23 protein-coding genes and 1 tRNA gene are annotated in these 26,580 nt (G+C 38.3%); 4 read left to right on the top strand and 20 right to left on the bottom strand.

All coding sequences use genetic code 11. From position 1 onward, the window contains the following. Positions 1–132 precede the first annotated feature (132 nt). The 4 genes from infB to GQR39_RS03150 all read right to left on the bottom strand — a co-directional run bounded on the left by infB (position 133) and on the right by GQR39_RS03150 (position 5,171). On the bottom strand, positions 133–2,793 hold the full coding sequence (infB, locus tag GQR39_RS03165; protein ID WP_007585504.1) for a translation initiation factor IF-2: 2,661 nt from the start codon (positions 2,791–2,793) through the stop codon (positions 133–135). A 25-nt stretch (positions 2,794–2,818) separates the two neighbouring features. Continuing rightward, positions 2,819–4,318 (bottom strand): transcription termination factor NusA, encoded by a 1,500-nt coding sequence (gene nusA, locus GQR39_RS03160; protein WP_007585502.1) that lies wholly within the window; start codon positions 4,316–4,318, stop codon positions 2,819–2,821. 39 nt (positions 4,319–4,357) lie between these two features. Continuing rightward, positions 4,358–4,813, bottom strand: a complete 456-nt coding sequence (gene rimP / locus GQR39_RS03155) for a ribosome maturation factor RimP (protein WP_002958482.1) — start codon at positions 4,811–4,813, stop codon at positions 4,358–4,360. A 281-nt stretch (positions 4,814–5,094) separates the two neighbouring features. Beyond that, positions 5,095–5,171: transfer RNA gene (locus GQR39_RS03150), tRNA-Met, on the bottom strand. A gap of 430 nt (positions 5,172–5,601) precedes the next feature. On the opposite strand from GQR39_RS03150, the gene GQR39_RS03145 reads away from it, so the two are divergent. After that, positions 5,602–6,063, top strand: a complete 462-nt coding sequence (locus GQR39_RS03145) for a globin domain-containing protein (protein WP_007585499.1) — start codon at positions 5,602–5,604, stop codon at positions 6,061–6,063. 191 nt (positions 6,064–6,254) lie between these two features. Next, on the top strand, positions 6,255–7,811 hold the full coding sequence (locus GQR39_RS03140; RefSeq protein ID WP_101217269.1) for a cryptochrome/photolyase family protein: 1,557 nt from the start codon (positions 6,255–6,257) through the stop codon (positions 7,809–7,811). A gap of 60 nt (positions 7,812–7,871) precedes the next feature. Here the strand turns inward: GQR39_RS03140 and GQR39_RS03135 are convergent, their stop codons facing one another. From GQR39_RS03135 to GQR39_RS03095, 9 genes are all read right to left on the bottom strand, one after another. Beyond that, complete coding sequence (locus GQR39_RS03135) at positions 7,872–8,318, bottom strand: Hsp20 family protein (RefSeq protein WP_007585496.1); 447 nt, start codon at positions 8,316–8,318, stop codon at positions 7,872–7,874. Between the two features lie 229 nt (positions 8,319–8,547). Further along, positions 8,548–9,078 carry a peroxiredoxin-like family protein gene (locus GQR39_RS03130; RefSeq protein WP_007585494.1) on the bottom strand — a complete coding sequence of 177 codons (531 nt, stop codon included), beginning with the start codon at positions 9,076–9,078 and terminating at the stop codon, positions 8,548–8,550. A 112-nt stretch (positions 9,079–9,190) separates the two neighbouring features. Next, entirely contained in the window at positions 9,191–10,588 is a 1,398-nt protein-coding gene (locus GQR39_RS03125; protein ID WP_346774484.1) for a sigma-54 dependent transcriptional regulator, read from the bottom strand. A gap of 9 nt (positions 10,589–10,597) precedes the next feature. Beyond that, a complete protein-coding gene (locus GQR39_RS03120) occupies positions 10,598–10,972 on the bottom strand; it encodes an Hpt domain-containing protein (RefSeq protein ID WP_165734799.1) in 375 nt (124 codons plus the stop codon). 108 nt (positions 10,973–11,080) lie between these two features. Next, positions 11,081–11,893 (bottom strand): EAL domain-containing protein, encoded by an 813-nt coding sequence (locus GQR39_RS03115; RefSeq protein ID WP_240918168.1) that lies wholly within the window; start codon positions 11,891–11,893, stop codon positions 11,081–11,083. 427 nt (positions 11,894–12,320) lie between these two features. Next, positions 12,321–12,611, bottom strand: a complete 291-nt coding sequence (locus GQR39_RS03110; protein WP_024591629.1) for a hypothetical protein — start codon at positions 12,609–12,611, stop codon at positions 12,321–12,323. Between the two features lie 602 nt (positions 12,612–13,213). Then, positions 13,214–16,024 (bottom strand): PAS domain-containing hybrid sensor histidine kinase/response regulator, encoded by a 2,811-nt coding sequence (locus GQR39_RS03105; RefSeq protein ID WP_165734798.1) that lies wholly within the window; start codon positions 16,022–16,024, stop codon positions 13,214–13,216. Further along, positions 16,017–16,625 carry an isochorismatase family cysteine hydrolase gene (locus GQR39_RS03100; protein ID WP_165734797.1) on the bottom strand — a complete coding sequence of 203 codons (609 nt, stop codon included), beginning with the start codon at positions 16,623–16,625 and terminating at the stop codon, positions 16,017–16,019. Before GQR39_RS03100 ends, GQR39_RS03105 begins: the two co-directional genes overlap by 8 nt. A 22-nt stretch (positions 16,626–16,647) precedes the next feature. Then, positions 16,648–17,685, bottom strand: a complete 1,038-nt coding sequence (locus tag GQR39_RS03095) for a response regulator (RefSeq protein WP_010554674.1) — start codon at positions 17,683–17,685, stop codon at positions 16,648–16,650. A gap of 257 nt (positions 17,686–17,942) precedes the next feature. On the opposite strand from GQR39_RS03095, the gene GQR39_RS03090 reads away from it, so the two are divergent. Continuing rightward, positions 17,943–18,206: a GrxA family glutaredoxin gene (locus GQR39_RS03090; RefSeq protein ID WP_007585470.1), complete on the top strand. Its 264-nt coding sequence runs from the start codon at positions 17,943–17,945 to the stop codon at positions 18,204–18,206. A 160-nt stretch (positions 18,207–18,366) separates the two neighbouring features. Beyond that, on the top strand, positions 18,367–20,232 hold the full coding sequence (locus GQR39_RS03085) for a DEAD/DEAH box helicase (RefSeq protein ID WP_007585469.1): 1,866 nt from the start codon (positions 18,367–18,369) through the stop codon (positions 20,230–20,232). An 891-nt stretch (positions 20,233–21,123) separates the two neighbouring features. Here GQR39_RS03085 and GQR39_RS03075 read toward each other — a convergent pair. From GQR39_RS03075 to GQR39_RS03045, 7 genes are all read right to left on the bottom strand, one after another. Next, positions 21,124–22,677, bottom strand: coding sequence for an AbgT family transporter (locus GQR39_RS03075; RefSeq protein ID WP_165734796.1), 1,554 nt, complete (start codon positions 22,675–22,677; stop codon positions 21,124–21,126). Positions 22,678–22,821: 144 nt separating this feature from the next. Then, positions 22,822–23,097 (bottom strand): YfcL family protein, encoded by a 276-nt coding sequence (locus tag GQR39_RS03070; RefSeq protein WP_002962183.1) that lies wholly within the window; start codon positions 23,095–23,097, stop codon positions 22,822–22,824. Continuing rightward, complete coding sequence (locus tag GQR39_RS03065; protein ID WP_165734795.1) at positions 23,094–24,257, bottom strand: ATP-NAD kinase family protein; 1,164 nt, start codon at positions 24,255–24,257, stop codon at positions 23,094–23,096. The genes GQR39_RS03070 and GQR39_RS03065 overlap by 4 nt, the downstream gene beginning before the upstream one ends. Continuing rightward, positions 24,247–24,801 carry an elongation factor P hydroxylase gene (locus tag GQR39_RS03060; RefSeq protein ID WP_010554670.1) on the bottom strand — a complete coding sequence of 185 codons (555 nt, stop codon included), beginning with the start codon at positions 24,799–24,801 and terminating at the stop codon, positions 24,247–24,249. Before GQR39_RS03060 ends, GQR39_RS03065 begins: the two co-directional genes overlap by 11 nt. A 117-nt stretch (positions 24,802–24,918) precedes the next feature. Further along, positions 24,919–25,380 (bottom strand): zinc-ribbon domain containing protein, encoded by a 462-nt coding sequence (locus GQR39_RS03055; RefSeq protein ID WP_165734794.1) that lies wholly within the window; start codon positions 25,378–25,380, stop codon positions 24,919–24,921. A 62-nt stretch (positions 25,381–25,442) separates the two neighbouring features. Further along, a complete protein-coding gene (locus GQR39_RS03050) occupies positions 25,443–26,090 on the bottom strand; it encodes a glutathione S-transferase family protein (protein ID WP_165721370.1) in 648 nt (215 codons plus the stop codon). Positions 26,091–26,196: 106 nt separating this feature from the next. Then, on the bottom strand, positions 26,197–26,574 hold the full coding sequence (locus GQR39_RS03045) for a DUF4112 domain-containing protein (RefSeq protein ID WP_007583361.1): 378 nt from the start codon (positions 26,572–26,574) through the stop codon (positions 26,197–26,199). Between the last annotated feature and the right edge of the window lie 6 nt (positions 26,575–26,580).

Below are 26,580 nucleotides of genomic sequence, written 5' to 3'. Positions count from 1 at the left end.
TATTGAAATTAAATAATAAGTTAACTAAATAATGGATATGCAAATGGGGGCTAAGCCCCCATTTAAAATCTTAGCGTAGGGTGTGTAGAACGTCCGGCGTTAACCTGAGCGTTCAATACTCCCTAGTAACAATTATAGAGTACGTTGTACTTCAACTGTTTCGAATACTTCGATTTGGTCACCAACACGTACGTCATTGTAGTTCTTAACGCCGATACCACATTCCATGCCGTTACGAACATCAGCAACATCGTCTTTAAAGCGACGAAGTGACTCAAGTTCACCTTCATAGATAACAACGTTTTCACGTAGTACACGGATTGGAGCGCTACGTTTAATAACACCTTCAGTAACCATACAACCAGCGATTGCGCCAATTTTTGGAGACTTGAATACGTCACGAACTTGAGCAAGACCAATGATTTCTTGTTTAAACTCTGGCGCTAGCATACCTGACATTGCTTGTTTAACTTCGTCAATCAAGCTGTAGATTACGCTGTAGTAACGTAGGTCTAAGTTTTCAGTCTCGATAACTTTACGAGCTGAAGCATCAGCACGAACGTTAAAGCCAACTACAATTGCGTTAGACGCTGCAGCTAGTGTTGCATCAGTTTCGGTAATACCACCAACACCTGAACCAACAATCTTCACTTTCACTTCATCAGTAGAAAGTTTAGTTAGTGAATCAGAGATTGCTTCGATAGAACCTTGAACGTCTGCTTTAAGTACCACGTTAACTTCAGAAACATCGCCTTCAGTCATGTTAGTAAACATGTTTTCAAGCTTAGCTTTTTGCTGACGTGCTAGTTTAACATCGCGGAACTTACCTTGACGGTATAAAGCAACTTCACGCGCTTTACGCTCATCTTTAACTACAGTCGCTTCGTCGCCTGCAGCAGGAATACCAGAAAGACCTAAAATCTCAACTGGGATAGATGGACCAGCTGACTTAATGTCTTTACCGTTTTCATCGCGCATTGCACGAACACGGCCATACTCAAGACCACATAATACAATGTCACCTTGGTTAAGCGTACCAGATTGAACAAGTACTGATGCTACTGGACCACGGCCTTTATCAAGACGAGATTCAATAACAACACCAGCCGCCATACCTTCAGTAGGTGCAGAAAGCTCTAAAAGTTCAGATTGGTTCAATACTGCTTCAAGAAGGTCGTCAATACCTAAGCCAGTTTTAGCTGAGATATGAACGTACTGTGTATCGCCGCCCCATTCTTCTGGAATAACGTCTAGTACAGCAAGTTCGTTTTTAACACGATCTGGATCTGCGCCTTCTTTATCCATTTTGTTTACTGCGATGATTAAAGGAACGCCAGCTGCACGAGCATGCTGTACCGCTTCTTTAGTTTGTGGCATAACGCCATCATCTGCTGCAACTACTAGGATTACGATATCAGTCGCTTTAGCACCACGAGCACGCATTGAAGTAAATGCAGCATGTCCTGGTGTATCTAAGAAGGTGATCATGTGACCGTTTACATCAACATGGTATGCACCAATATGCTGTGTAATACCACCGGCTTCGCCAGAAGCAACCTTCGCAGAACGAATGTAATCAAGAGTTGATGTTTTACCATGGTCAACGTGACCCATTACAGTTACTACTGGAGCACGTGGCTCTGACTTACCATCTTCGTGGCGGTCATTAAGTACTGTTTGCTCTAATTCGTTTTCTTTAACAATGATAACCTTGTGACCCATTTCTTCTGCAACTAATTGTGCAGCTTCTTGGTCAATCACTTGGTTAATAGTAACCATGTCACCCATTTTCATCATTGTTTTAACAACTTCAGCGCCTTTAACGGCCATGCGTGATGCAAGCTCAGCTACTGTAATTGTTTCGCTAATACGCACTTCGTTTTTAACATCAACAGTTGGTTTTTGGAAACCATGTTGTAATGATGCAGGTGCTTTTAACTTAGACTTGTTACGGCCTCTTGACGCTGCAAATTTATCTTTTGCTGGCGCTTTTTTCTTTTTCTTAGCACGGCGTGTACCTTGCTCATCACGAGCATCGGCAACATCTTCTGCTTCACGTGCATAAGTAGAAGTCGTAAGATGGTGATCCGCTGTTTCTTCGCGTTTCTTACGTTCTTCTTCTTCTTTCTTCCAGCGTGCCGAGTTTTCTTCAGCTAGCTTTCTTGCTTCTTCTGCTTGACGTTTCGCTTCTTCTTCAGCTTTCTTCAATGCGGCCTCTTCTGCTTCTTTTTGCAGACGCTCAGCTTCTATGCGATCTTTCTCAGACTTAGCACTTTGCTCTGGGGTCATCTGCTTTTGTTTCGCTTTACGCTCTGCATCAGCTTTGCGTTTAGCTTCTTCTTTGGCTTTACGGTCGGCTTCTTCTTTAGCTTTGCGTTCTGCCTCTTGTTTCGCTTTTAATTCTGCGGCTTCTTGGTCAGCTTTTTGCTGCTCTTCAAGACGCACTTTTTCTTCAGCAGCTAAGCGAGCTTGCTCTTGTTCTTGTTCCATTGCGCTTTTCTTCACGTAAGTACGTGTTTTGCGAACTTCAACTTGAACATCTTTTGCTTTACCAGTAGAGCCCGTAACACTTAAAGTGCTTTTGCTCTTACGTTGTAAAGTCATACGCGCTGGGCCATCTGAACCTGTACCGCCATGATGCTTGCTTAAATGATCAAGTAACGTTGCTTTTTCAGCTTCTGTTACGTTATCAGTTGCTTGCTTAGTGATACCTGCTTGTGAAAACTGCTGTAGCAATTTATCAACAGTCGTACCTATATCGCCGGCTAGTTTTTCAACATTTACTTCTGCCATAGTGTGTAATACCTCCGTTAATAAATTACTCGTCTGCAAACCAACAAATGTTTCGTGCAGCCATAATCAGTTCACCCGCTTTTTCAGATGAAAGTTCTGTGATATCAACTAATTCGTCAATACCTTGCTCTGCCAAGTCTTCAAGTGTAACAACACCCTTGCTTGCCATAACAAATGCTAAGTGACGCTCTAAACCTTCAAGCGCAAGTAAGTCTTCAGCTGGCTCTGCGCCATCTAAGCTTTCTTCCGTTTTAAGTGCTTTAGTTGTCAATGCATCTTTTGCGCGTGAGCGCAGTAAATCTACAGTCTCTTCATCAAGACCATCAATTTCTAAAAATTCAGACGCTGGTACATACGCCACTTCTTCAAGTGTCGAGAAACCTTCGTTGATAAGTAATGATGCAAACTCATCATCAATTTCTAAATTTTCAGTGAATAAGTTAAGTAACTTATCAGATTCAGCTTCATTTTTAGTACGCATGTCTTCAACAGTCATTACGTTTAGTTCCCAGCCAGTTAACTGACTTGCTAAACGAACGTTTTGACCATTACGACCAATTGCTTGCGCTAGGTTATCTGCTTCTACAGCGATATCCATTGAGTGAGTGTCTTCATCCATTACGATTGAAGCAACTTCTGCTGGCGCCATTGCATTGATAACAAATTGTGCCGGGTTGTCATCGTAAAGTACGATATCAACACGCTCACCGCCAAGTTCTGACGATACAGCCTGAACTCGTGCCCCACGCATACCAACACATGCACCAATTGGGTCTATGCGTTTGTCGTTAGATTTAACAGCAATTTTAGCGCGTGAACCTGGATCACGTGCTGCTGCACGTAATTCAATCATCTCTTCGCCAATTTCTGGCACCTCAATGCGGAATAATTCCATTAGCATTTCAGGTTTAGAGCGCGTTACAAATAATTGTGCACCGCGTGCTTCAGGCTTAACTTCATATAAAAGACCACGGATACGGTCACCCGGGCGGAAGTTTTCACGTGGTAACATGTCATCACGGTAAATTACCGCTTCTGCGTTGTTACCTAAATCAAGCACGATTGCATCGCGAGTTGCTTTTTTAACAACACCCGTTACCAGCTCGCCTTCTTGATCTTTGTATGCTTCAACAACTAAAGCGCGCTCAGCTTCACGTACTTTTTGTACGATAACTTGCTTAGCCATTTGTGTTGTAATACGGTCAAATTTGATTGAGTCGATTTGCTCTTCAACATAATCACCCATTTGCAAATCAGGTTCTTCAACCTGTGCTGCTTCTAGAGTGATTTCGCTGTATGGATTCTCTAAAGAACCATCTTCTAATACAGCGGCAATCTGCCAACGACGGAACGTATCGTAATCACCGGTTTTACGGTCAATTGCTACGCGTACTTCAATTTCGCCATCGTGTTTTTTCTTTGTAGCTGTCGCTAAAGCGAACTCTAGAGCTTCAAAAATCTTTTCTTTTGGAACCGCTTTCTCATTGGAAACGGCTTCAGCAACCAATAATATCTCTTTTGCCATGGGTAATGCCTCGCTTGCCCTATTCCTTCGCACTCGAATTTAAAACTTCGCGATTAAATTCGCACGTTCGATGTTACTAAGCATGATCAGATGCTCTGCACCATCGCTAGATAGTGTGATCATATCGCTGCTAACTGCTACTAAGTCGCCTTTAAAATTACGACGACCATCCTGTGGAAGTTTAGTACGCACGCGTACTTCCTCTCCTTGCGCCTGCTCGTAGTGATCTTGTTTGAATAATAGACGATCAACACCAGGAGACGATACTTCCAAATCATATTCATTTGTAATTGGGTCTTCGACGTCTAAAATCGCACTAATTTGGCGACTTGCATCCGCACAGTTATCAACTGAGATCCCATCCTCATGAGCAATATATACTCTTAAGGTAGAATGGCGACCCGCTTGCACAAATTCAAGACCATGCAATTCAAAGCCTAACATTTCTACCGCAGGCGTTAACATGGTTACTAAATCTTGTTCAAGTTTTGTCACGAAAATCCTCCATACAAACAAAAAAAGGGCTTATAGCCCTAAAATACTGAGTTTAAGTTTTAATTTGATGACAATTGCCACAAATCGCAAGGTGCAGATACAACAACGCCCCGAACCAAGCGGGGCGTCACACCAATAAAGCATAAAACTGTGTGGCCTAGGGCCAAGCTTGGTTGCGAGTCAGTAAACTGACCTAATTAAACTACATAGTCTAAAACGCAAAACGCGCATTACTTAGAATGCGCGATATAAATTAGTAAGGTAATACCTACTAGTAGAATTGGTTGCGGGAGCCGGATTTGAACCGACGACCTTCGGGTTATGAGCCCGACGAGCTACCAGACTGCTCCATCCCGCGCCAATAGATATCAAACTTTAAATTTAATATCGCTGTTAGCTGTTTTACAACATGCTAAACAATGGCCGCTATTATAAGGATGTACGGGATGATTAGCAACTATAATACGCAATTAGTTTGTAAAATTTCCAATTCGTCAAGATGCTAATTTAATGTATATATAAGTAACATAAGTAATCAATCAATTTTATAAAATGCTGTCTCTAAATTATTAAATATTACAGCTTATTATTTTTGAGTGAAAATCAAACAAACTAAATTTGAGCTACCTTAGTACCTTCTAGATGCTTACAATTTACTAGAAAATAAATTGATATAACTAAAACCCATACTTTAACACTAAAAAAACGTGCAGAATTTTATCTGCCCGCTATAATCAATTTTATGCCACTTAATAATAATAGTTATTACTCACTGCAGCGAGATAAAAATGAACCAACAACAATCAGCATTGTTAAATAACTTAACAATTATTAAGCCAAATTTTCATGCATTCACGGCTCGATTTCACAGTAAATTGGCTGAATCTAGCATTGAAATGAATTACCCAACAGCCTTACAATTTAACGAAAAGAGTTTTACCCTTTTTTGTGTGTTAGAGCGAATTGTTAAACATTTAGATAAGCCAGCATCGGTAGCTCCTTTTTTAGCACATCATTTAATGTACCTAAAAAAAAGCAGTGTTTCGCAAAGTGACATTGCACTATTATCTGATGCGTTTTACGAAACCCTTAAAGAGCACCTTGGTAAACACTTTACTCCTGAGAGCCAGCTCGCTTGGAAAAAAGCCCTTAAATATTTTGAAAACTTTGCCAGCAATATTCTATTTAATGTATCTAATGTGGTTTCGTTACAACAAAAAATGCAGCAAAAGCAAAGTAATAAAATTTAAATATAAAATTTTAGGGGTGGCAATTTAACTTACTTAACCTCCCCATTAATTAAACTCATTTGCACACCATGATCCAACACGCCTTTATTGCCTTGATAATCGGTTAAGCCTTTTTGCTCTATTCACTCGTAGTTAAATAGTAAAACGATCCTTTAATTAAATACGTCCGTATAAAAAAATTTGGCTTTACTATGACCCATCACAAAACACTCAGACTAATACTAGGCGATCAGCTAAACCCATCTCATTCATGGTACAAGCAAAAAGACGACGACACGCTTTACCTCATCGCAGAACTAAAACAAGAAACTGACTACGTTAAACATCACATTCAAAAACTGTGTGCTTTTTTTAATGCTATGGAAAACTTTGCAACAGCATTAAACACGGCAGGTTTTAATGTTTTGCATTTAACACTTGATGATACCGATGACGACAAAGACTTGATTGAATTACTCAAGCGAGTTGCCGATAAATACCAATGCGACTCTATTGAATATCAATACCCTGACGAGTTTAGGCTAAAATCTCAATTAGCTAAGTTTAAAAGTGATAGCTCATTAAATGTAATTGCTACAGATACTGAACACTTTTTATTACCGTTCACCGATATAAAAACACGCTTTACAAAAAACAAGCATGTAACAATGGAGCACTTTTATCGTGCTATGCGTAAGCAATTTAATATATTAATTGATGATGCAAAGCCAACTGGTGGCAAATGGAATTTTGATAGTAATAATCGTAATAAATTTTCCAAAAAAGACTTAGCCGACATCCCAGAGCCTAAGTTATTCAATACTGATGTTAGCAGCATTATTTCTCGTTTAAATAAACACAACGTCGCTTATTTGGGTGAAATAAATGAACATTCACTGGAGTGGCCAACAACGCGTAAACAAGCGATTGAATCTCTTGAATACTTTTGTGAGCACTTACTTAGTCGCTTTGGTCACTTTCAAGATGCGATGACAGATCAAAGTAAAAATAATACCAGCCTGTACCATAGCCGTTTATCGTTTGCCCTAAACGCAAAAATACTCCACCCGTTATATGTAATCAAACGTGTAATAAGCGAATACGAACAAAGACCCAATGAAATATCCCTCTCGCAAGTAGAGGGCTTTACCAGGCAAATATTAGGCTGGAGAGAGTATGTACGTGCCATTTATTGGATTAACATGCCCGACTACGCAGTTAAAAATCAATTACAAGCCAAAAATAAACTGCCATCTTATTTTTGGAACAGCTCTACAAAAATGAATTGTCTAAGCCACTCACTCAAGCAAAGCCTTGAAACCGCTTATGCTCATCATATTCAGCGCCTAATGGTTATTGGGAACTTTTGCATGCTCACAGGTATTAACCCTGATGACGTAGACAACTGGTACTTAGGCGTTTATATAGATGCCATAGAATGGGTAGAAATGCCCAACACCCGAGGCATGAGTCAGTTTGCCGATGATGGAATAATTGCAACAAAGCCTTATGCTGCAAGCGGTAACTACATTAATAAAATGAGCGATTACTGCAAAAGCTGTCAGTACGATGTTAAACAAAAAGTAGGAGATAAAGCCTGCCCGCTAAATAGTTTGTATTGGCATTTCATGAATAGACACAGAGACAGGCTAGAGAAGAATCCACGTATTGGTATGGTATATAAAAACTGGGATAAACAAGATGAAACACTTCAAGAACAAACGCTGCAACAAGCAACCTACTACCTTAATAATTTAGAAGCGCTTTAAGTAAAAAAACCGCCTCAAATGAGGCGGCTAAATAATCAGGGGAATATGTACTTTAGAAGACTATTTACCTTCTATTAGATTGCTATTACCAATTTCTATTTTACGTGGTTTAAGTGCTTCAGGAATTTCACGCTGTAACTCTATGCTTAATAAGCCGTTAGCTAAATCGGCACCAAGTACTTTTACATGGTCTCCAAGCTGAAATTTACGTTCAAAGTTACGCTCTGCTATACCTTGATGAATAAACTTACGTTCATTATTTTCATCTTTATTAGCTTTAATACCTGCAACTTTTAATGTGTTGTTTTCTGACTCAATGGTTAATTCACTATCACTAAAACCGGCAACGGCCATAGTGATTCTGTATTTGTCTTTATCGAGTGCTTCTATATTGTAAGGAGGAAAACTCGGCTGCTTGTCTGTATTAGCTGCCGCATCCATAAGTGATGCTAAATGTTCGAAGCCGATAAATGAACGATAAAGTGGTGATAAGTCTACTGTACGCATAATAATATCCTCATATTTAAGCGATATTTTGCATGTGCTTTTCTATTGAACAAGCTCAAGCAAAGTTTAATTAATAATATAGATTTCAATTGTTTAAGTTTAATTTAGGACCCATCAGGCGTCCTACTTAACTATATATGGACGGTAAAATTGTTTTCAAGTAAATTTATTAAAAATAAATAAAAAAGGCACTGAAGAGTGCCTTTTTTGAAACCATGTAAAATGAATACTATTTAATAAATGTGCCCCGGATTGGATAGTCGTTTTCTCTTGAAAACTTAATCCCACCTAGCAGTTGCTCTAAATCAGGACGAACAAACGGGCTGTTTGATATATCGACCATTTGAAGCTGATTTTTTTCATTAAGCACATAAATTCCTGGTTCAGCAAATGGATGATCAGTTTCTGCACCACTGCGAGGCTCGCTAATATGTAGCCCTAAATCAGTCATTTGTTCGATTGTTAAACCATAGTAAATTGGGAAGTTAATATCTATTTTTTCAAGATGTTTATTAAGCTGCTCATGGCTATCACCACTTACTGCAACCACTTCAACTCCAGCCTCTTTAAAGTCTTTATGAACTTTAGCAAGCTCGTTGAGTTGCGCAGTACATTTAGGGCAGTGCTGGCCTCGATAAACAACAATCATTTTCCACGGAGAGTCACTTATTCTGTCAACTAAATCTACCTTTTTCTCATCAACATCACTCACTACTAGTGATGGCATAATATCCGCAGGTTTTAAACTAGTGTTACTCATTGCGATCTCCTTTTACTATTTCAGATTAAAAATTAATTTTGCTCTTACACATAGAGTTTAGGGTAACTTTTATTAATTCAACCTAAAATTGCAATTAAAATCTATTAAAGCTTTAAGACCATCCCTTTATTTTTCTATAAATGGTAGATGCACTTACCCCTAAATAAGCAGCAGCAAGAGGAATATTGTCTTCGCAGCTTTTGATTGCGTTTTCAATAGCCCTTTTTTCAACTTGCCATAATGGTTCTATATCGTGAACCGACATAGGAGATAATTGAACACTCTGATCGTTTGTATTGTGAATTGACTTAGCTGAGCTTGAGTGTTTTACAGCGCCTAGACCAAATGAATTTGGTAGCATATCTCTTTCTATTACATCGCCATCATTAATAACGACTGTATTTTCAATTACATTTTGCAGTTCGCGTATATTTCCTGGCCAATCGTAATTACAAAAAAGCGCCTTAACTTCATCAGAAAAGCCAATAAAATGTTTAGCGTTGCTATCGCTTTTTTGTTTTAAAATATACTCAGCGAGCAGTAAAATATCGTTTCCGCGCTCCCTTAAAGGCGGCAGCTTTACGGGGATAACATTTAAACGATAATATAAATCTTCTCTAAAGCGCCCCTCTGCTACCTCTATTATTGGATTTCTGTTGGTTGCACATACCAAGCGAACATCGCTGTGTAGTACCTCGCTGCTACCAACCTTGCTAAATATGCCGGTTTGTAAAAAGCGTAATAACTTAGCTTGTAAGTTAAGCTCCATTTCACATAGTTCATCTAGAAATAACGTACCGCCGTTGGCCACTTCAACAGCGCCCTTTCGATCGCTTAAAGCGCCACTAAATGCCCCTTTAACATGCCCAAAAAATTCAGACTCAAATAATTCAGCAGGGATCGCAGCACAGTTTATAGCAATAAACGGCCCTTTATTTCGGGGACTTGCATCATGAAGAGTTTGTGCACAAACTTCTTTACCGGTTCCACTTTCACCTGTAATAAATACGCATGCTTTGCTTCTAGCTGCACTATCTAGCAATCTAAAAACGGTTTTCATTGCGAGAGATTCACCAACAAAATCTTGGCTTTTATCACTGCTTTGAACCAAAGGTTGTACTTTAGTTTGCTCTTTGGGTGTTAACGCACTTTCTACTGAGCTAATAAGTCGCTGACTTGTGAAGGGTTTTTCTAAAAAGTCAAAGCCACCTAAACGCATAGCTTCCACTGCAATATCAATAGAACTATTTGAGGTGATCATGACTACATTAGCAGGATTTTTTTGTTTATTTACAAATTGTAAAACTTCAAGCCCACTTATATCGGGCAAACATACGTCTTGTACTATCACCGCAGGCATTTTTTCTTTAATACCGACCAACGCAGAATACCCATCTGCGAAATGCTTACATTCAAAACCTACTTGCTCTAGCTGACTTGCGTACAAAGCACCACTTGCGATGCTATCTTCAACTATATAAACAAGACCTTTACCCATTATATCTGACACGGCTTTCTCCTAGATAGCTATACTCTTACTCATTATTTGATATGCATCTCGGGTTTTATCCAAGTTATGCTTAATAACAAGCGCTGCGTGCAAATTTTCTTCTGTGGTTGGTGGTGGTGAATCGTGTAACTGTGTTGCCAATGCAGCTAAAGGAGCGGCTCCATATAAAGCAGCTGAGTTTTTCAAAACATGCATTATTTCTCTAATTTTTATAATATCTGCATTACTAATTGCCGTATCTAATTGGTTTGCCATAGTAACTAATTCATCGATAAATAAGTTTACTAATCGGGCTAAAACGCTTATTCCAACATCCTTTTCAAGTTGCATTAAAACGTTTAGCTCAGTAATACTTTTATCGATAAACTGCTCTGATATAGGCATAAATAACCTTTGTGTAAGTTAAAGCTTCGTACACTAATAAAATGTAAGTGTTGTAGTTTAAGAGTAATTTATTTTTTGCATTTTGCAAATCAAAATGAATATAAACAATTACAGAGCCCAGGTATCAATACTTTTTGTTAATGTTTGCGGTTTATCGAGCAAGTACCCCTGAGCAATATCACAACCAAGTTGTTCTAATATTTGTAATTGCTCATTCTCTTCAATGCCTTCTGCTACAGTTTGTAAGCCCAATCGCTGAGCCATCGCAATAATTGCACTACATAACGTAAAGTCTTCATTATTAGTTGCAATACCACTTACAAAACTGCGATCAATTTTTAAACCATCAATATCAAATTGACGAAGTAGACCTAAAGACGCGTACCCAGTGCCAAAATCATCAATCCACACCTTTACGCCTTCTTTATGGAAGTTTTCAAACGCCTTAGCTATTTTATCAGGACTATGAATGAGCGCTGTTTCCGTTAGTTCTACTTTGATGGCCTCTGGTGGTATTTGGTGCTTTTCTAGCAAAGACATTACTTTTGAAAACACATCACCATCTAAAATTTGTACCGGTGAAATATTTAAAGAAACAGCAATATCTGTCATACCAAAATGTCGCATCTGCTTTAAATCAGACAAACATTGCTCAAAAATCCAGTCACCTAATTCTAAAATCATTCCCGATTGCTCTACATGAGGGATAAACTCATCAGGGCCTACAATACCAAAGCGCGGTGATTGGCACCTTACTAACGACTCAAAGCCGACCAACTTTCCCGTTCCTAATGATACAAGCGGTTGATAAACCATTTTAAAATAATTATTTTGCATTGAATCAGACATGATTCTTTCTAACTCATGCCACCTTGCGAGATTGACTGGGCTTTCCGATTCTAGGTATTTAAACGCACTCATGATTTTGCTCCGTTTTTCACTCTTAGTGACTTATTATAATGAGTAGCAATTTACAGGCCATTTTAAATGTGGAAAAATAGAAATAAAAACCAATGGATTCAGGCGGTTAAATTGGAAGGTTAAAAGATTTTAGTTCTCCCACTTTATTCGCATTTTGCAATTCAGTTTGCTATGCACCTAAATTGGCAAATGAGCGCTTAATCGAGCCTATAAAGCACAGATAAGCCAGTTAATAGCTGCTACTAAAGCTAGTGTTAGCAATTGTAGGTGAGAAAAGAGAAAGCTTTGATAAAACCCTGTTTAGGTTAAGCACAATCTAAATTTAAAAGCATATAGCTAATTTTATAGGGAGGGATAGAAAGTTAAAACGGTGGTAGGAACATAAAAAAACGCAGGCAACTATAAATAGTTACCTGCGCAAAAGTCTCTAGTTTGAAAGAGTGTCGTTATTTTCGTTTTTAGGAGCAGTTACATGTTGTGCATAGTTAGTATTTTGCGAGTCAAATGTATTACTCATCAACTGTGCGTTTTCAACATCAGCTTGTGTAAAAGTAATTGGCTGTATATCTGCCAACGGTTCAATCGAATCGCTACCTCGTAAAACTGTAATACCTATTATTAAAGTGGCAACAAGCAAAATAGACAAAACCATAATTTCAGGTGTTAGTACCCAATTGTTACCTTTAGGCTGTTGTTTAGCTTTTGTGTTTGTTTGCATTTTGCACCCCTTAAAATTTAACTAAATTCGTCTTGATTTGATATTTAATATGTTGCGAAAGCCGTGCCAACTAAACAAAAACAAACGAAAGATAAAATAAACAACAAAATCAAAGTATTAAAAAAATTAAAAATGTAATTTAGAATCCAAAAATAATTCGTAACGTTGTATTTTTATTTTGAATTGCAATTTGCGAATCAAATTGAAAAACTATAATAAAAACACTCATTAAATACTAAAAAATAAATTTAACTTACTCCTAAAATACTAGGTTAATTTCTTCGTTTATCAAGTTTTATGCAACACAAACCCACTTTTTATATTAGGGTCTGTTGATCTTTGCGGATTAAAATTTGTTCAAACTAGAGGCGGTTTAATCGCGGCGCGAGGTTTGTAACCTAGCGGGCTAAGTAAAAACCGAGCAACAAAGAGTAAATAGCCCCTAGGAAGAACCTTTTGGGCAGCGCCTGTTTGGCATTAATGCTACGTTATCGCCCATTTATGGGGAATAACCACACTGCATAGGCTCTGCCTGGCCTAAATACCAAACAGACTGCTGCAAATTTAACCCTGAAAGTTCAACAGACCCTAACCTTCATTGCTCAGCTCAGCTTTTCCCACACTTGCGCTAAACGAGTAAGCTTTAGATGCTTAGATTCAATAGCCTGCTTTGGTGCATATTTATCAAGCAATAAATAAAGTGTTTCACTTACAATTGGTTTAGCTAAATAATCATTCATCCCCACTTCAATAAATCGCTCTTTATCACCATGAATTGCATTTGCTGTGAGCGCTATTATAGGGGTGACTATACCTAACTTTCTGATTGCTTTAGTTGCAGAGATCCCATCTAGTATTGGCATCTGGATATCCATAAAAATAATATCAAGTTTATTGTTTTTAGCCTTGGTTATTGCCTCCTGCCCATCGCTAGCAACATATACCCGACAACCTTTTTGCTCTAAAAACTGTCTTATTACTATTTGATTATTAGTATTATCTTCAGCAACCAATACATTGGTCCCATTCAACTGAGTTAACCCTGAAGAGCTTTCTAAGGCTTCTTTTTGTTCACGATTAGTAAATATAATATCTAAATGAAATAACTGCTCTTCCAATAAACTAATTGCTCGCGGTACATGCGATACTTTAAAAGGGCCATTTAACCTAAGCTCTCTGTCGTTAAGATTTTGCGGTAATAAGCTTTCACCTAGTAAGTCTAAGATAAGTAAACACGGTGAATTAAGGGAGTTATATGTATTTATACACTCGCGTGTTTGGGCTAGCATTGGAGGATCAGTTAATACAATTGCATCAGGAAAACTATCATACTCAGGGATATCTGGGCATATTTCATAGTGCTCAAAAGCGATAGAAAACCGAGTGAGTGTGTGCTCCAACGCGGTTTTTAAAATTTGGTTATGTCCTACAATCCATACTCTTGGCTTTTTACTTCGTGCTGCAAACCCCTCTCGCAATATTGAGTCGGTTGTGTCTATTTGTAACGGGTAATTAACGATAAACTCACTCCCTTTATTGAGCTCAGAGTTAACCGAAATATCTCCCCCTACTACATCACAAATTTGCTTACATATAGCAAGGCCTAAGCCACTACCACCATGTTTTCGGGTAATTGAATTATCTGATTGAATAAAAGGCATAAACATACTTTCTATTTTATTTTTTGCGATTCCCATTCCAGTGTCTTTTACTGATAAATGAAGATTTAAATTATTGGCTCCAATGTAAGTACATCTAACGGTCACCGTTATTACGCCTTGCTGAGTAAACTTAATCGCATTGGCTAATAAATTAATGGCTATTTGCCTTATACGTGCATGATCACCAATTACTTGAGCGGGGACATCAGGATAAAAATCAAAAACAACCTCAAGCCCTTTTTGCAAAGCGCTTTGGGAAATTATATCTATTGCTTCTTCAATACACGTATCAATACTAAATGGCTGATTATCGAGTGTTATAGCTTGTGCTTCAAAACGCGAATACGTTAATACATCATCCAATACACTCAGTAATGCATCAGAGCTTGTTTTAATCATTTGTGTGTAACGCATTTGCTCAGAAGTTAAACCGGTATGATGCAAAATATCTGCAGAGCCAATAACGGCATTTAATGGCGTGCGAATTTCATGGCTAATATTTGCCATAAATCGGCTTTTAGACTCAGCTAATGTTTCTGCCTGATGTTTAGCTTCAAGCAATATTTGCTCGCTTTCAATACGTTCTTGTATATCAACAAGTGTTGCGGCAATAGATAACAAATCGCTTTCGTAGCCACCCACAATGGGAGTAAGTGTCATTTCAACCCAATTATTTATCCCTTGTGCATTAATCAAACGTATATCAAAGCGACGTATATCACGCTTACCATGTTTATAATCAAGCAAAGTGCTACTAATTTTTTCTACATCTTCTTTTGCTATAAACTTAATTATAGGTAAGCCAAGGCTCTCATCTACATTGCTGTGTAAGACGCGTTGCCATGCTTGATTTATAAATAATAGGTTGCCAAATGTATCAAGGCGTAAAACAATATCAGGAATATTATCTACGACAGAGTGATAGTTATATTCTATCTCTGCCATTGCTTGTTCAGCTTTAACTCGCTGCGTGATATTAGTTTCTATAGCGATAAAGTGCTTTACTTGACCTTCATCATCTCGCACTGGGTTTGCATCAATAGCAACCCAATAAATATTACCGTTTTTATCGTAATTTGTAGTTTCAACTTGAAAAGGAAGTCCATTTTTTACGGCATGAGACATAACCTTACGGCTTTTTTCACATGTTTTTGGCCCTTGTAGCAATTGACCTGGGCTAGTGCCTATAACCTCATCACAGGTGTAGCCTGTAAGTACTTCAAAACTATTGTTAACCCACTCAATCACACCAAACCTATCTGTAATAATCACTAAGTTATTTGTATGGCTCGCAACAAGCGATAAGCGTTTAACATATTTTTGCTGTTGCATTAGCAAAAATTGAGAATCTTTATGACGTTGAATGTCATAGAACGAGCCTATAAAGCCGCTTTTTTCATCATAAACTAACCTTAACTCAAACCAGTTCATGAGCCCGATGCTGCTTTTAATTTGTATTTCTACACTGGGAGCCTGCTTCCCTTCTAGTAAACAACAGCTGTATGCGACAAAATGCATAATATCATCGCAATTCATTAACTTAGTAATATTGGAGCCAATTAATGAATCGGTTGAGTAACCTAACTTCTTCTCCCAAGCTTCATTAATATAAGTAAAATTCAAATGTTTATCACACTCAAAAATACACTCATCTAAAATAGCTAATAGCTTTGCTTGACGTCGATTACTATTGGAAAGTTTTTCAACTAGTGCATATTGGATTTGAACTTGTAGCTCATCATTATTATTCATGATCTCTCCAATACTTTATAAAAGTATTACTCTGACAAACTCGTGCATAAAGAAGGGAAACCTTTTCACAGTAGAATGTTTGTTCAAAAGGAGTGCGTCTCGGTGTGCAGTCACTTAAAATAGTGGCATTAGAACCAAGTACAACAGCAGTGCGCACAGTTGAATCAATACAGATAGAAGACACAGTACCCGCTAAAATTATATTAGTGGCCCCATGTTTTTTGATGTTTTCGGCTAAACCTATATGTGTAAAAGCATTTAAACTTCTTTTCCCAAATACCACCTCTATAATATTACTAAAAAGGTCTAGCTGCTTAATGGTTTGAGCACCGTACGAACCCACTTTAAATGCCCCCACCGCAATGACTTTTAATATACCAATCGGATTTTTAAGCTCGCTATAGTTTTGCGTAAAGTGAATGGGTGTATTAATAACTAAAGCAAATTGCTCTGCGCAGAAGGTCAATAAATAGAGTGTACTTTCCCCCACGCCAATAATTCTTGATGACTCTTCAACCTCGTCATACAAAATGCCTTTTGGCAAAAAGTAATTGTTTTGAAAACCAATTAAAATAGGTGCTGTCTTAGAGAAATCATCCATAACTCTCTCCTTATTAATTAATTTAAGAGGCTAACTGCCAAGGTTTAATAAATTTCTCAAGTACCGCTTTTGTCACTGGCTTCTGTAAATAGTGAGTAATTCCTTTATCAAACAACTCAGCTATTTGCTCATCGCCTGTCAACCCCGTTAAAATAACTTTAGGAGTATTGTTATTAGGTGTATTTTGCCTAACTAATTGCTGCGCCACATCGCTACCAAACATTCCTGGCATACGCTCATCTAAAAGTAGCAAGTCAAATGGTTCATTTTGAGCAAGCGTTAATGCACTGGCACCATTTTCTGCACACGTTACTAAGCAGCCCAGCATTTCAAGCATTACTTTTGTAGCAATTTGGCTCGGTAAGCTGTCGTCTGCTACTAATACCGATAAACGTGTTTGTGTGTGAAATGTTGTTAAAATAGTAATTAAGTCGGTATCAAAAAATGGCCAGCCTAATATTTTTTTAGATAGTTTATGAGCTTGGCTCAGCTCGTAAATGTCGTTAATAGAGCACAACTTTATGTGTGTATTTAAGCTGTCACTATTTAATTTATCAATTAATGCGTTACCACTAAGATGGCGTAAATCCTCTAGCTGTGCAGACTCTCTAAGCGTGCTATTAAATAATTTAAAATTTAAACCAAAACGATCGTGAGTATTAGCTGACATTTTTAAACAGCTTTTGAGTAACGCTTCGCAATCAGTTAAAACGTCTACATTTTGTCTAACATCAAGCGCTAAACTAACAGACTCTTTAGTTGCTAAGAGCCCGTGAAAATCCAACGTGTTTACTTGTTCAGAATCATCAATCTGATAGTGAATACTAACTCCCTGAATATTTGCTTCGAGGTTAAGTAAAAAGCACTGCTTTACTGCTGCTAGCGCCGGAGTAAGAAACGCCTCGCATTGTGCAATCATTTGCTCTGGCGGAATTTGCAAACAGACGTAGTTACATTGCAACTTGTTGATTAAGGTAATAGAGAATTTTTGACTTTGGGTTTCACAATATTTACCTATTACCCCTTGGATAATTTCTAAAACGTGACTATTAATATTCATAAAGCATTCTCGTTAACCCAATGTATAGCTCTACATCATCAAGTTATGTGCCATAAATTAATTCTTGTAAACATACTTGCATTCATAGACTTAAGTATTAGACAAACAGGGCTCTGGTTTTTCATTCGCATTTTGCAAATCATATTGCTATGCATAATATGATTTATGCTTTTATTAGAATGGTGCAATCGATTTTTTTCTCTTTAAATAATTTTCCATTCATTTAAACTGATATTAATCAAATTGAGGAGAAAGCTATGTTAACCGTAATTTTTGGCCGTGAAGGCTGTCCATTTTGTGTTCGTGCGAAAGATGTTGCTGAGCAATTATCAAATGAACGTGATGACTTTAAATTTCGTTACATTGACATAATTAAAGAAGGCATTAGTAAAGCCGACCTTGAAAAGTCAGCGGGTAAGCCTTGCCCTACTGTTCCACAAATTTTTGTAGACCAAAATCACATTGGTGGATTTACAGAATTTGAAGCTTACGCAAAAGAAAACCTAGGCTTGTATAAATAAGCTTTGTATTAAATATGTTAACCAGTTTAATAAACCCTACATTGAGCTGGTTAAATTTCGAACAACATCAAACACATACAAATTAGTTTCAATTTATACAAGCATTTGCCTCGCGAATCCTATATAATGCGCGCCTCTTTAAATTCGTTGAGGCGTATTAATGTCAGAACCAGTCACGTTTGAATCTCTAAATCTTTCTCCTGCAATTTTGAAGGCAGTTGAAGAGTTGGGTTACAAGACACCATCTGAAATCCAAGCTCAATGTATACCGTTATTGCTAGAAAGAAAGGACGTACTGGGACTAGCTCAAACGGGTACAGGTAAAACCGCAGCATTTGCACTGCCATTACTAAATAATATTGACCCGTCTGTGAAACAGCCACAGATCCTTGTACTCACACCAACACGTGAGCTTGCGATCCAAGTTGCTGAGGCATTCGAACAATATGCTAAACATGTTCGTGGTATTGAAGTATTGGCACTATATGGTGGCCAAAGCTACAGTATCCAATTAAGCGCACTTCGTCGTGGCGCTCAGGTTATTGTTGCAACTCCAGGTCGTTTAATCGATCACATTAACCGTGGCACTATCAAGTTTGATGCTCTACAAGCACTTGTACTTGATGAAGCCGATGAAATGTTACGTATGGGCTTTATCGATGATGTAGAAAGCATCATGGAAAAAACACCGCGCGAAAAGCAAACATGTCTTTTCTCTGCGACTATGCCTAAGCAAATTCAAAACATCAGCAGCAAGTATATGAACAATCCTGAACAGGTTCATATTTCTGCGCGTAACTCTACAGTATCATCTGTTGAGCAAGTGTTTTGGAATGCAAGCGTACATAAAAATAAAGCTATTGTTCGCTTCTTAGAAGCTGAACAGTATGAAGGTGCTATTGTTTTCGTACGTACGCGTAACGATACAGTACAACTTGCTGAGTTATTAGAGCGCGAAGGTTTCTCTGCTGCTCCACTTAATGGTGATATGAACCAGCAAGCACGTGAACGCACTGTAGAACGCTTAAAAAGCGGCATGCTAAATGTTGTTATTGCAACAGACGTTGCTGCTCGTGGTCTAGATGTTGACCGCTTAAGCTTAGTTATCAACTACGATATACCACAAGATTCTGAAGCCTACGTTCACCGTATCGGTCGTACAGGTCGTGCTGGTCGTACTGGTAAAGCAATTTTATTCGTAAAACATAACGAACGTTATTTACTTAAAAATATCATTCGTCATACGAAGTCTGAAATTGCACAAGTTGAATTACCAACTGCAAAAATCGTTGAAGAAAAACGTATTGAAGCGTTACAAGCAAAATTAACTATTGCGCTTGAAAACAAAGATATTACATTCTTTAACGAGATAGCTACTAACATGGCTGAAAAACTTGAACTTCCTCTTGAAAGCTTAGCGGGTGCGTTATTGTGTTTAGCACAGCAACAGTCTCCAATTAAAGTTGAAGAAGTTAAGATTCAACCTCGTGAACGTAACGAGCGTAACGATCGCAATCCACGTAGTAACGACCGCAATGATCGCGGTGGTGACCGTGGACGTCGTAACGAACGTGGCGGCGAACGTGGTGGTGAACGCGCTGAGCGTAAACCTCGCGAACGTAACAGCCGTGATGCAGGCCCTATGGATACTTACCGTATCGAAGTAGGTCGTGAACACGGTGTTCAGGTTAAGAATATTGTTGGCGCTATCGCTAACGAAGCTGACATCTCAAGCAAGTTTATTGGTGATATTCGTTTACACGACAATCACAGTACGGTTCAATTACCGCAAAACATGCCTAAAGATGTACTTGATCATTTCCAAAAAGTGTTTATTTGTAAACGTCCTATGGGCTTAACAATTACACAAGATCAAGGCCCTGCTGAGCCACGTGCAGAACGCTCTGAGCGTCCAGCTGGTGACAAAAAGCGCACTTTTAGTAAAGATAAAGACGATAGCCAACGCGGTGATAAGCGTACTGGCCCTCGTAAAGAACGTCGCCCAGTAAGCTTCACAGCTAAATAAGCAACGACTCTTTAATAAAAAAACCTTGCCACGAAAGTGACAAGGTTTTTTTGTTTTTAAGCTGCTGCCACAGTGAATACAAAGTAAACTTTCGAGTCAGTTCAATAGCGACTTGAGATAGTTTTATTAGCCAGAGTTCAGGTTGCTTGTACCCATAAATACGTTTTCTTTGATTTTTAAAACAACAAAACTCTGTAAACTAAACAAAGGCTATAATTCACAGACGAATTAAAAATTGAAAAAGATTTACGACAACTTGCTCTTTGTAGCAATAATACTCTCCATTTTATTATGCATCACTATTCCTATTTTAATGGACTTTACAGATCCACCATTCATCTCAAATGAGCTATACGACGTTGTTTTCTTTATAGCCCTCCCTATTATCTGTTGCGCACTATTTATCTATTTAAATATACTTATATTCAATAAATACAAACGCTGCAGTAAATATAGAGAATCACTTAAATACAATTTTTCAGATACAAAAATGAAATTGGTACCCATTATCCCCTTTATTAATCTATGGAATACTCTATATTTTTATCTCTGATCCCATTAAATTATGGGCTTACTACACGCAAGGCGGCTATTGGTATAAGGAATATATACTGACCGATGTACAAAAGTGTGGCACCGAGTATGAAGATAGTTGTACTCATTTATACTTCAAAGACCCTAAAACGAATAAAATTCATGATTTTAGGTGGTACGACGCTAAGTCTACAATAATGAACAACAAAACGATTATGTGTATATTGTTGGTGAGGCCAACTTATTTGGCTATACAGTGAGTGATTTAGAAAGGTAACTTAAACTTACTTTTACATTACAGGACTTTTATTTAAAAACCTCACTCAAGTGAGTGAGGTTCATAAATCAAGGTTTAGGTTAAGGCAATGCTGGATAAATGTAGCTTGCATCTAAACCTAAAGGTATACCAAGTGCCCAGTAACCTAATAAAAAGATACTCCAGCCAATCATAAAGGCGATTGAGTACGGTAGCATAATAGCAATTAAAGTACCTATACCGGTGCCTTTCACATACTTTTGACAGTACACCACCACTAATGGGAAATAAGGCATTAACGGTGTAATAATATTAGAACTTGAGTCACCTACACGATAAGCGGCTTGAGTTAAGTCTGGTGAAATGCCAAGTTGCATTAACATCGGTACAAAAATAGGGCCAAGTAACGCCCATTTTGCTGAACTTGAACCTACAAACAAGTTAACAAAGCCAGTTAAAAAGATAATGCCCACAACCGTTACTGCGCTTGGCAATTCCATCGCCTTTAATAACTGCGCACCTTCGATTGCGAGTAATGCACCTAAATTTGATTTACTAAATGCAGCAATAAATAGCGAACAGAAAAACGCCATGACGATATAATATGCCATGCCGCTCATCGCTTTACTCATAGCATTAATCATATCTTTTGAAGTTTTAAAGGTACCTACCGTAAAACCATATACAGTGCCAGGTAGCCAAAAAAGTAAAAATATTAATGGTACAATTGATTGCATTAAAGGAGAGCTAAAATTAGTAAGGGATCCGTCACTACTGCGCATTGCAGAATCGTCTGGAGCAGAGACAAATGCTAATAACGCAAGCCCTGCAATCATCACGGTACTGGCTATATAAAAGGCACGTTTTTCATCACTACGTGCATCTTCAAATACAGGTAAATCCTCTTTAGCACCATCAACCGCTGTTTTTTGTAAACGTGGTTCAATAATTTTATCGGTGATGTACCAGCCCAATGCCACAATAAATAAGCTAGATGCTGAAGCAAATGCCCAGTTATTTAACGGGTTAATTGTCATTGCAGGATTAATTATTTGCGCCGCACTTTGGGTAAAGCTTTGTAGCAATGGATCAATCCCTGATGGAATAAAGTTAGCCCCAAAACCACCACTGACTCCTGCAAATGCCGCTGCAATACCCGCAAGCGGATGGCGTCCTGCAGCATAAAATATAACACCGGCAAGTGGAATAACTAATACATAACCTGCGTCAGTAGCGGTATGGCTCACAATGGCCACTAAGATGATTGAAGGCGTTAATAGCTTTTTAGGAGTAACTTTAAGCATTAACTTAAGGCCGGTATTAATGAAGCCCGAATGCTCTGCAACACCTACACCTAACATAGCTACTAAAACGACACCTAAGGGAGCAAAGCCAGTAAAGGTTTTTACCATAGAGGATAAAAAAGTAGCGAGCGAATCACTTGCCAGCATATTATTAATAATAATCGCTTCACCGGTACGTGGGTCTATTGCATCAAAGCTTACACCTGAAAACCACCACGACAAAAACCAAATTAATAACATTGCAAACAGAAATATTACGGCTGGATCTGGAAGCTTATTGCCAACCCGCTCAACAAAATTTAAAAAACGCGCAACAACCCCTGAAGGTAAAGCGTCTTGATTATTATTCATTTTTATTGTTCCTAAAATTTATTTTTAGTAACAATATCGCATAAAAACAAAACAGTAAATTAACATAAAAATCTGCTTTAAAAGTTTTGGACACAAAAAAACACGATAGTGATAAACAAATCGTGTTTTTTGTATCACTTACTTTTAAGCGAGGGCTTTAACTTCTTCCCACAAGCGTGCAACTAATGTCTTGTCTTCTTCGTTAAGCTCGCCGTTGCGATATGCTTTAACTAAGCTTTGCTCTACAGTTTCGTTTAGTTCATCTATACTGATTGTCAGCTTTTCTACTTCGGCATAACCAACTGCAAGATCAAAATGACCTCGTAAATAGCCGCCTGCAAATAACTCATCGTCAGTTGCTTTTATTACTAAATCATCGAAGTACTGCTGGGCTGCATCGATATAGTTCACTAAACTCATTTATTAATCTCCTGGTTTTGCAAAGCACCTGTATTTTCAAGGTTTTGGTGCCCTACTGCATACATAATATGGTCATTAAATCCGGTGGTTACTTTAATATAACCCGTTAATTCATCATCTAATTCGCCATCGCCGGTGTCACAAATAAGGGGGCGGCTATTAAGCGCTTGTAGTTTTGTTTTTGTTGCTACTACAATAATGTTTTCTTTGCCAATTGCACGTATAAGCGCAGGGCTCAATTGCTGATTACCACGGCCAAATATATGCCCTTGCCCGCCAATGAGCGTAATGACTAACTTAGTACTTTGATCATGAGTAAGCTCAAGTAATTGCTTAGCCGTTAAATCTTGAGCAACTAAGGTTTGATCTTTTATTAAATCAACGCCAAGCAACGTATTCTCAAGTCCCATTTCTTCCATTATGGCCTCAACCGTTGAGCCGCTACCCATTATATAAAATGTGTCTTCATCCATTTGCGATACAACATGCGCAGCAATGTCGGCAAGTACGAGTTCGTCGGTTTCTTTGCCGCCATTTTTAACCGCTTGCATATAGCGTACTTCGCTAGGTGTTTGCATTTCGCCGTAGCGCTTTGCTTTTACTGTGCCTTGTCTAAAGGCATCTTCATCTATATCCATTACATCTGCATCAGCTAAGGTAACTAACTCCCCCTTAACCAGCATTTCGACTACGCGCCCTGCAGCTTTTGGTGTAATAGCGTATACACCAGAATGAATTTTACAGCCTGCAGGAATACCAAGTACAGGAATGGTATCTTCGATTGCATGGCAAATATTACGCGCTGTACCATCGCCTCCAGCAAATAAAACTAAATCAACACCAAAGTCTTTAAGTACTTTTGCTGCTTGTTCTGTGTCATCTGGGGTTGTTATTACTGCAGAGTTGTATACAACCTCTACATTAAAGCCCAAGGCTTTTGCTGTTTGCTCACCCATGTCACCGTTAACGGTGTAAATGATTAAGCGTTCTTTATAAGGCAATAGCACTTCAAGCGCTGCTTTTGTGCGGCTATTTGCTTTGGGTTCTGCACCTAATTCGATTGCTTTAGCGGCTGTGTGCGCGCCATCACTACCTTTTAAAGCAACTGTGCCGCCTAAACCCGCTACTGGGTTTACAATTAAACCTAATTTAAACGCCATTACAAAGCTCCTTCGGATGTTGCCAATTAAATTGCTGCGCTGTTAATGGCCACTGTGTATTATAAAAATCAGAGAGTGCTTTTAAAAGTGACTCTGTACGAGAGTTAAAGCCATTTTCGATTAACGATAATACGCGTGCATGTACTCGCTGCTGAAAATCAAACCGACATGTTTGCTCGCCGTTTAAGTTATCCACCGACACATTAAAATTAAACCCTGCTGCGGTGCTTAATAACCACTCTATAGCCTGAGGCTTTACTTCTACGTTTTCAAACTCAGCTTGTTTTTGTTTGTCGCGCCCATCAGGACAATACCAATAGCCGTAATCTTCTAATAAACGACGTTCATCGCCTGCAACCAACCAGTGTGCAACCTCATGTAATGCACTAGCATAAAAACCATGCGCAAATACAACTTGGTGATATGGCACGTGCTCTGTTGCTGGTAAATACACAGGTTCAAAATCGCCTTTTATCAGACATGTATTATGACTTTGATAAAAAGTGCGTTCAAAAATTGAAATTAGATCAGCTATTTGATGCATAAAATTAGGCTAATTTTTCTCGGTTGCAGCGCTATTTTGCGCAGTAAAAACGAGACGAATTGTACGGGCTTTTACAACTAAAGTAAAAATAAGGCGTGATAGTAAAATATAAGCGGACTAATCTTTCACTTTATTGATATTTTTAATAATACCTAAACAGTAAAGAGTATTACCAAGTTCTTTACGCTGTGTTTTTTCACCTGAGGTTTTATTGGCTAAGCTAGTTAACATATCGTACCGTTTACGTAGAGTTAGTATATATCTGGCATGTCTACGGCATTCAAAGCAATGAGTACAGTGTGAATCGACCCAAAATCTTAATGTTTCAAACCAATATTGCTGCTCTTGAGCAAAAAAAATAAATGCCTTAGAGCAACTTTCGCACTTCTCTTCAATATCAACATAGAGTGTTCGGGGGTCAATGGCATAGTTTTGCTTTTTTATATCTGCCAATATTACCGTATTAGGGAAGTATTTAAGCCTCGAGTAACGCCAGTGCGCATTCTCTATCGCCTCTATTGTCACTGGGGTATTGGTAGTTATTGGTGTATTGCCATACCTTGGGTGATTTAGATACATGAGCTGCCTAGTTTAAACTTATGATTTTAAGGCATAAAACATGCCATATAAAAAAACAATAATTATACAGGCGTTCCTGCTTCATCACACTCTACAATATCGGTCTCGATTAATGCCTGAGTGATCCATGCTTGCAATACTGGGCAGCGCATAACAAAGTCACAATATTGCTGTGCCTCTGGCGATAACGTAATTTGATAGGTTTTTAAGCGCAGTACAACAGGCACATACATGGCATCAGCAATACTAAAGTCACCAAAAAACCACTCATTTGGAAACACATCTTGTTGCTGGGCAAATATCTCGTCTATACGGGCTATGTCTTTTAGTGCTTCGCTCGATAGGTCTACTTTACGGGTTGCTCTTATATTCATTGGCATTTCACTGCGCAGTGCCATAAAGCCTGAATGCATTTCAGCGCTTAGTGCACGCGCTTTAGCTCTTTGGGTAATATATTTTGGCCATGCAGCGCCTGATAAGTAAGCATCGTTAATATATTCACAAATTGCTAGCGAATCCCATACCTGTAAATCGCCATCAATTAACGCTGGAACTTTTTGCACAGCAAAGGTCTTTTTTAGTTCATTGTAAAAGTCGGGGGTGTCGAGTACCAGCTGGGTTTCACTAAACTCAACATCAAATTTACTCATTAAATACCATGCGCGTAATGACCAGCTAGAGTAGTTTTTATTACCGATAAATAATTGCATATTGTAGATACCAAAGTGAATAGACGCTCCTACCATACTAGGTGATTTAACAACCAACAACATTTTGTTTAAAGTCTCTTTGCTAACTGTTACTTAAAGCTATTAATTACTCACTCAACTGCTTGTTTAAATGCTTTTTTAATAGTTGTGTATTACGCGTGTTAGCTTTAAAAAAGGCATCAAAAATATCGCCAAAAAATGGCACTAAACCGCCCACAAAGTCTATGAGCATATTGATAATCATCTTAGTCTTTATACGTTTACTCACACCTAAACGCTGGGCTTCTATCAGCACATAACTTGATAAAATTAGCCCTGCGGCATCACCTATAACGGGAATTAAACCAATCACAGCCTCCAAACCTATATTAAATTTAGTAAAAGGAATGCCAATGCTGCTATCAGTTAACTTACTGAATCGCTCTAAGCGGGCTATTGCAGCTTGGGCTTTCATTTGTGAGTGTTCATTAATATTATCGTTCATGATTAC

The organism is Pseudoalteromonas sp. C8 (assembly GCF_011378685.1).
Lineage (GTDB): Bacteria > Pseudomonadota > Gammaproteobacteria > Enterobacterales > Alteromonadaceae > Pseudoalteromonas > Pseudoalteromonas arctica.
The sequence above is the reverse complement of the archived record's forward strand: the minus strand, read 5'-3'. Positions and strand labels throughout refer to the sequence as shown.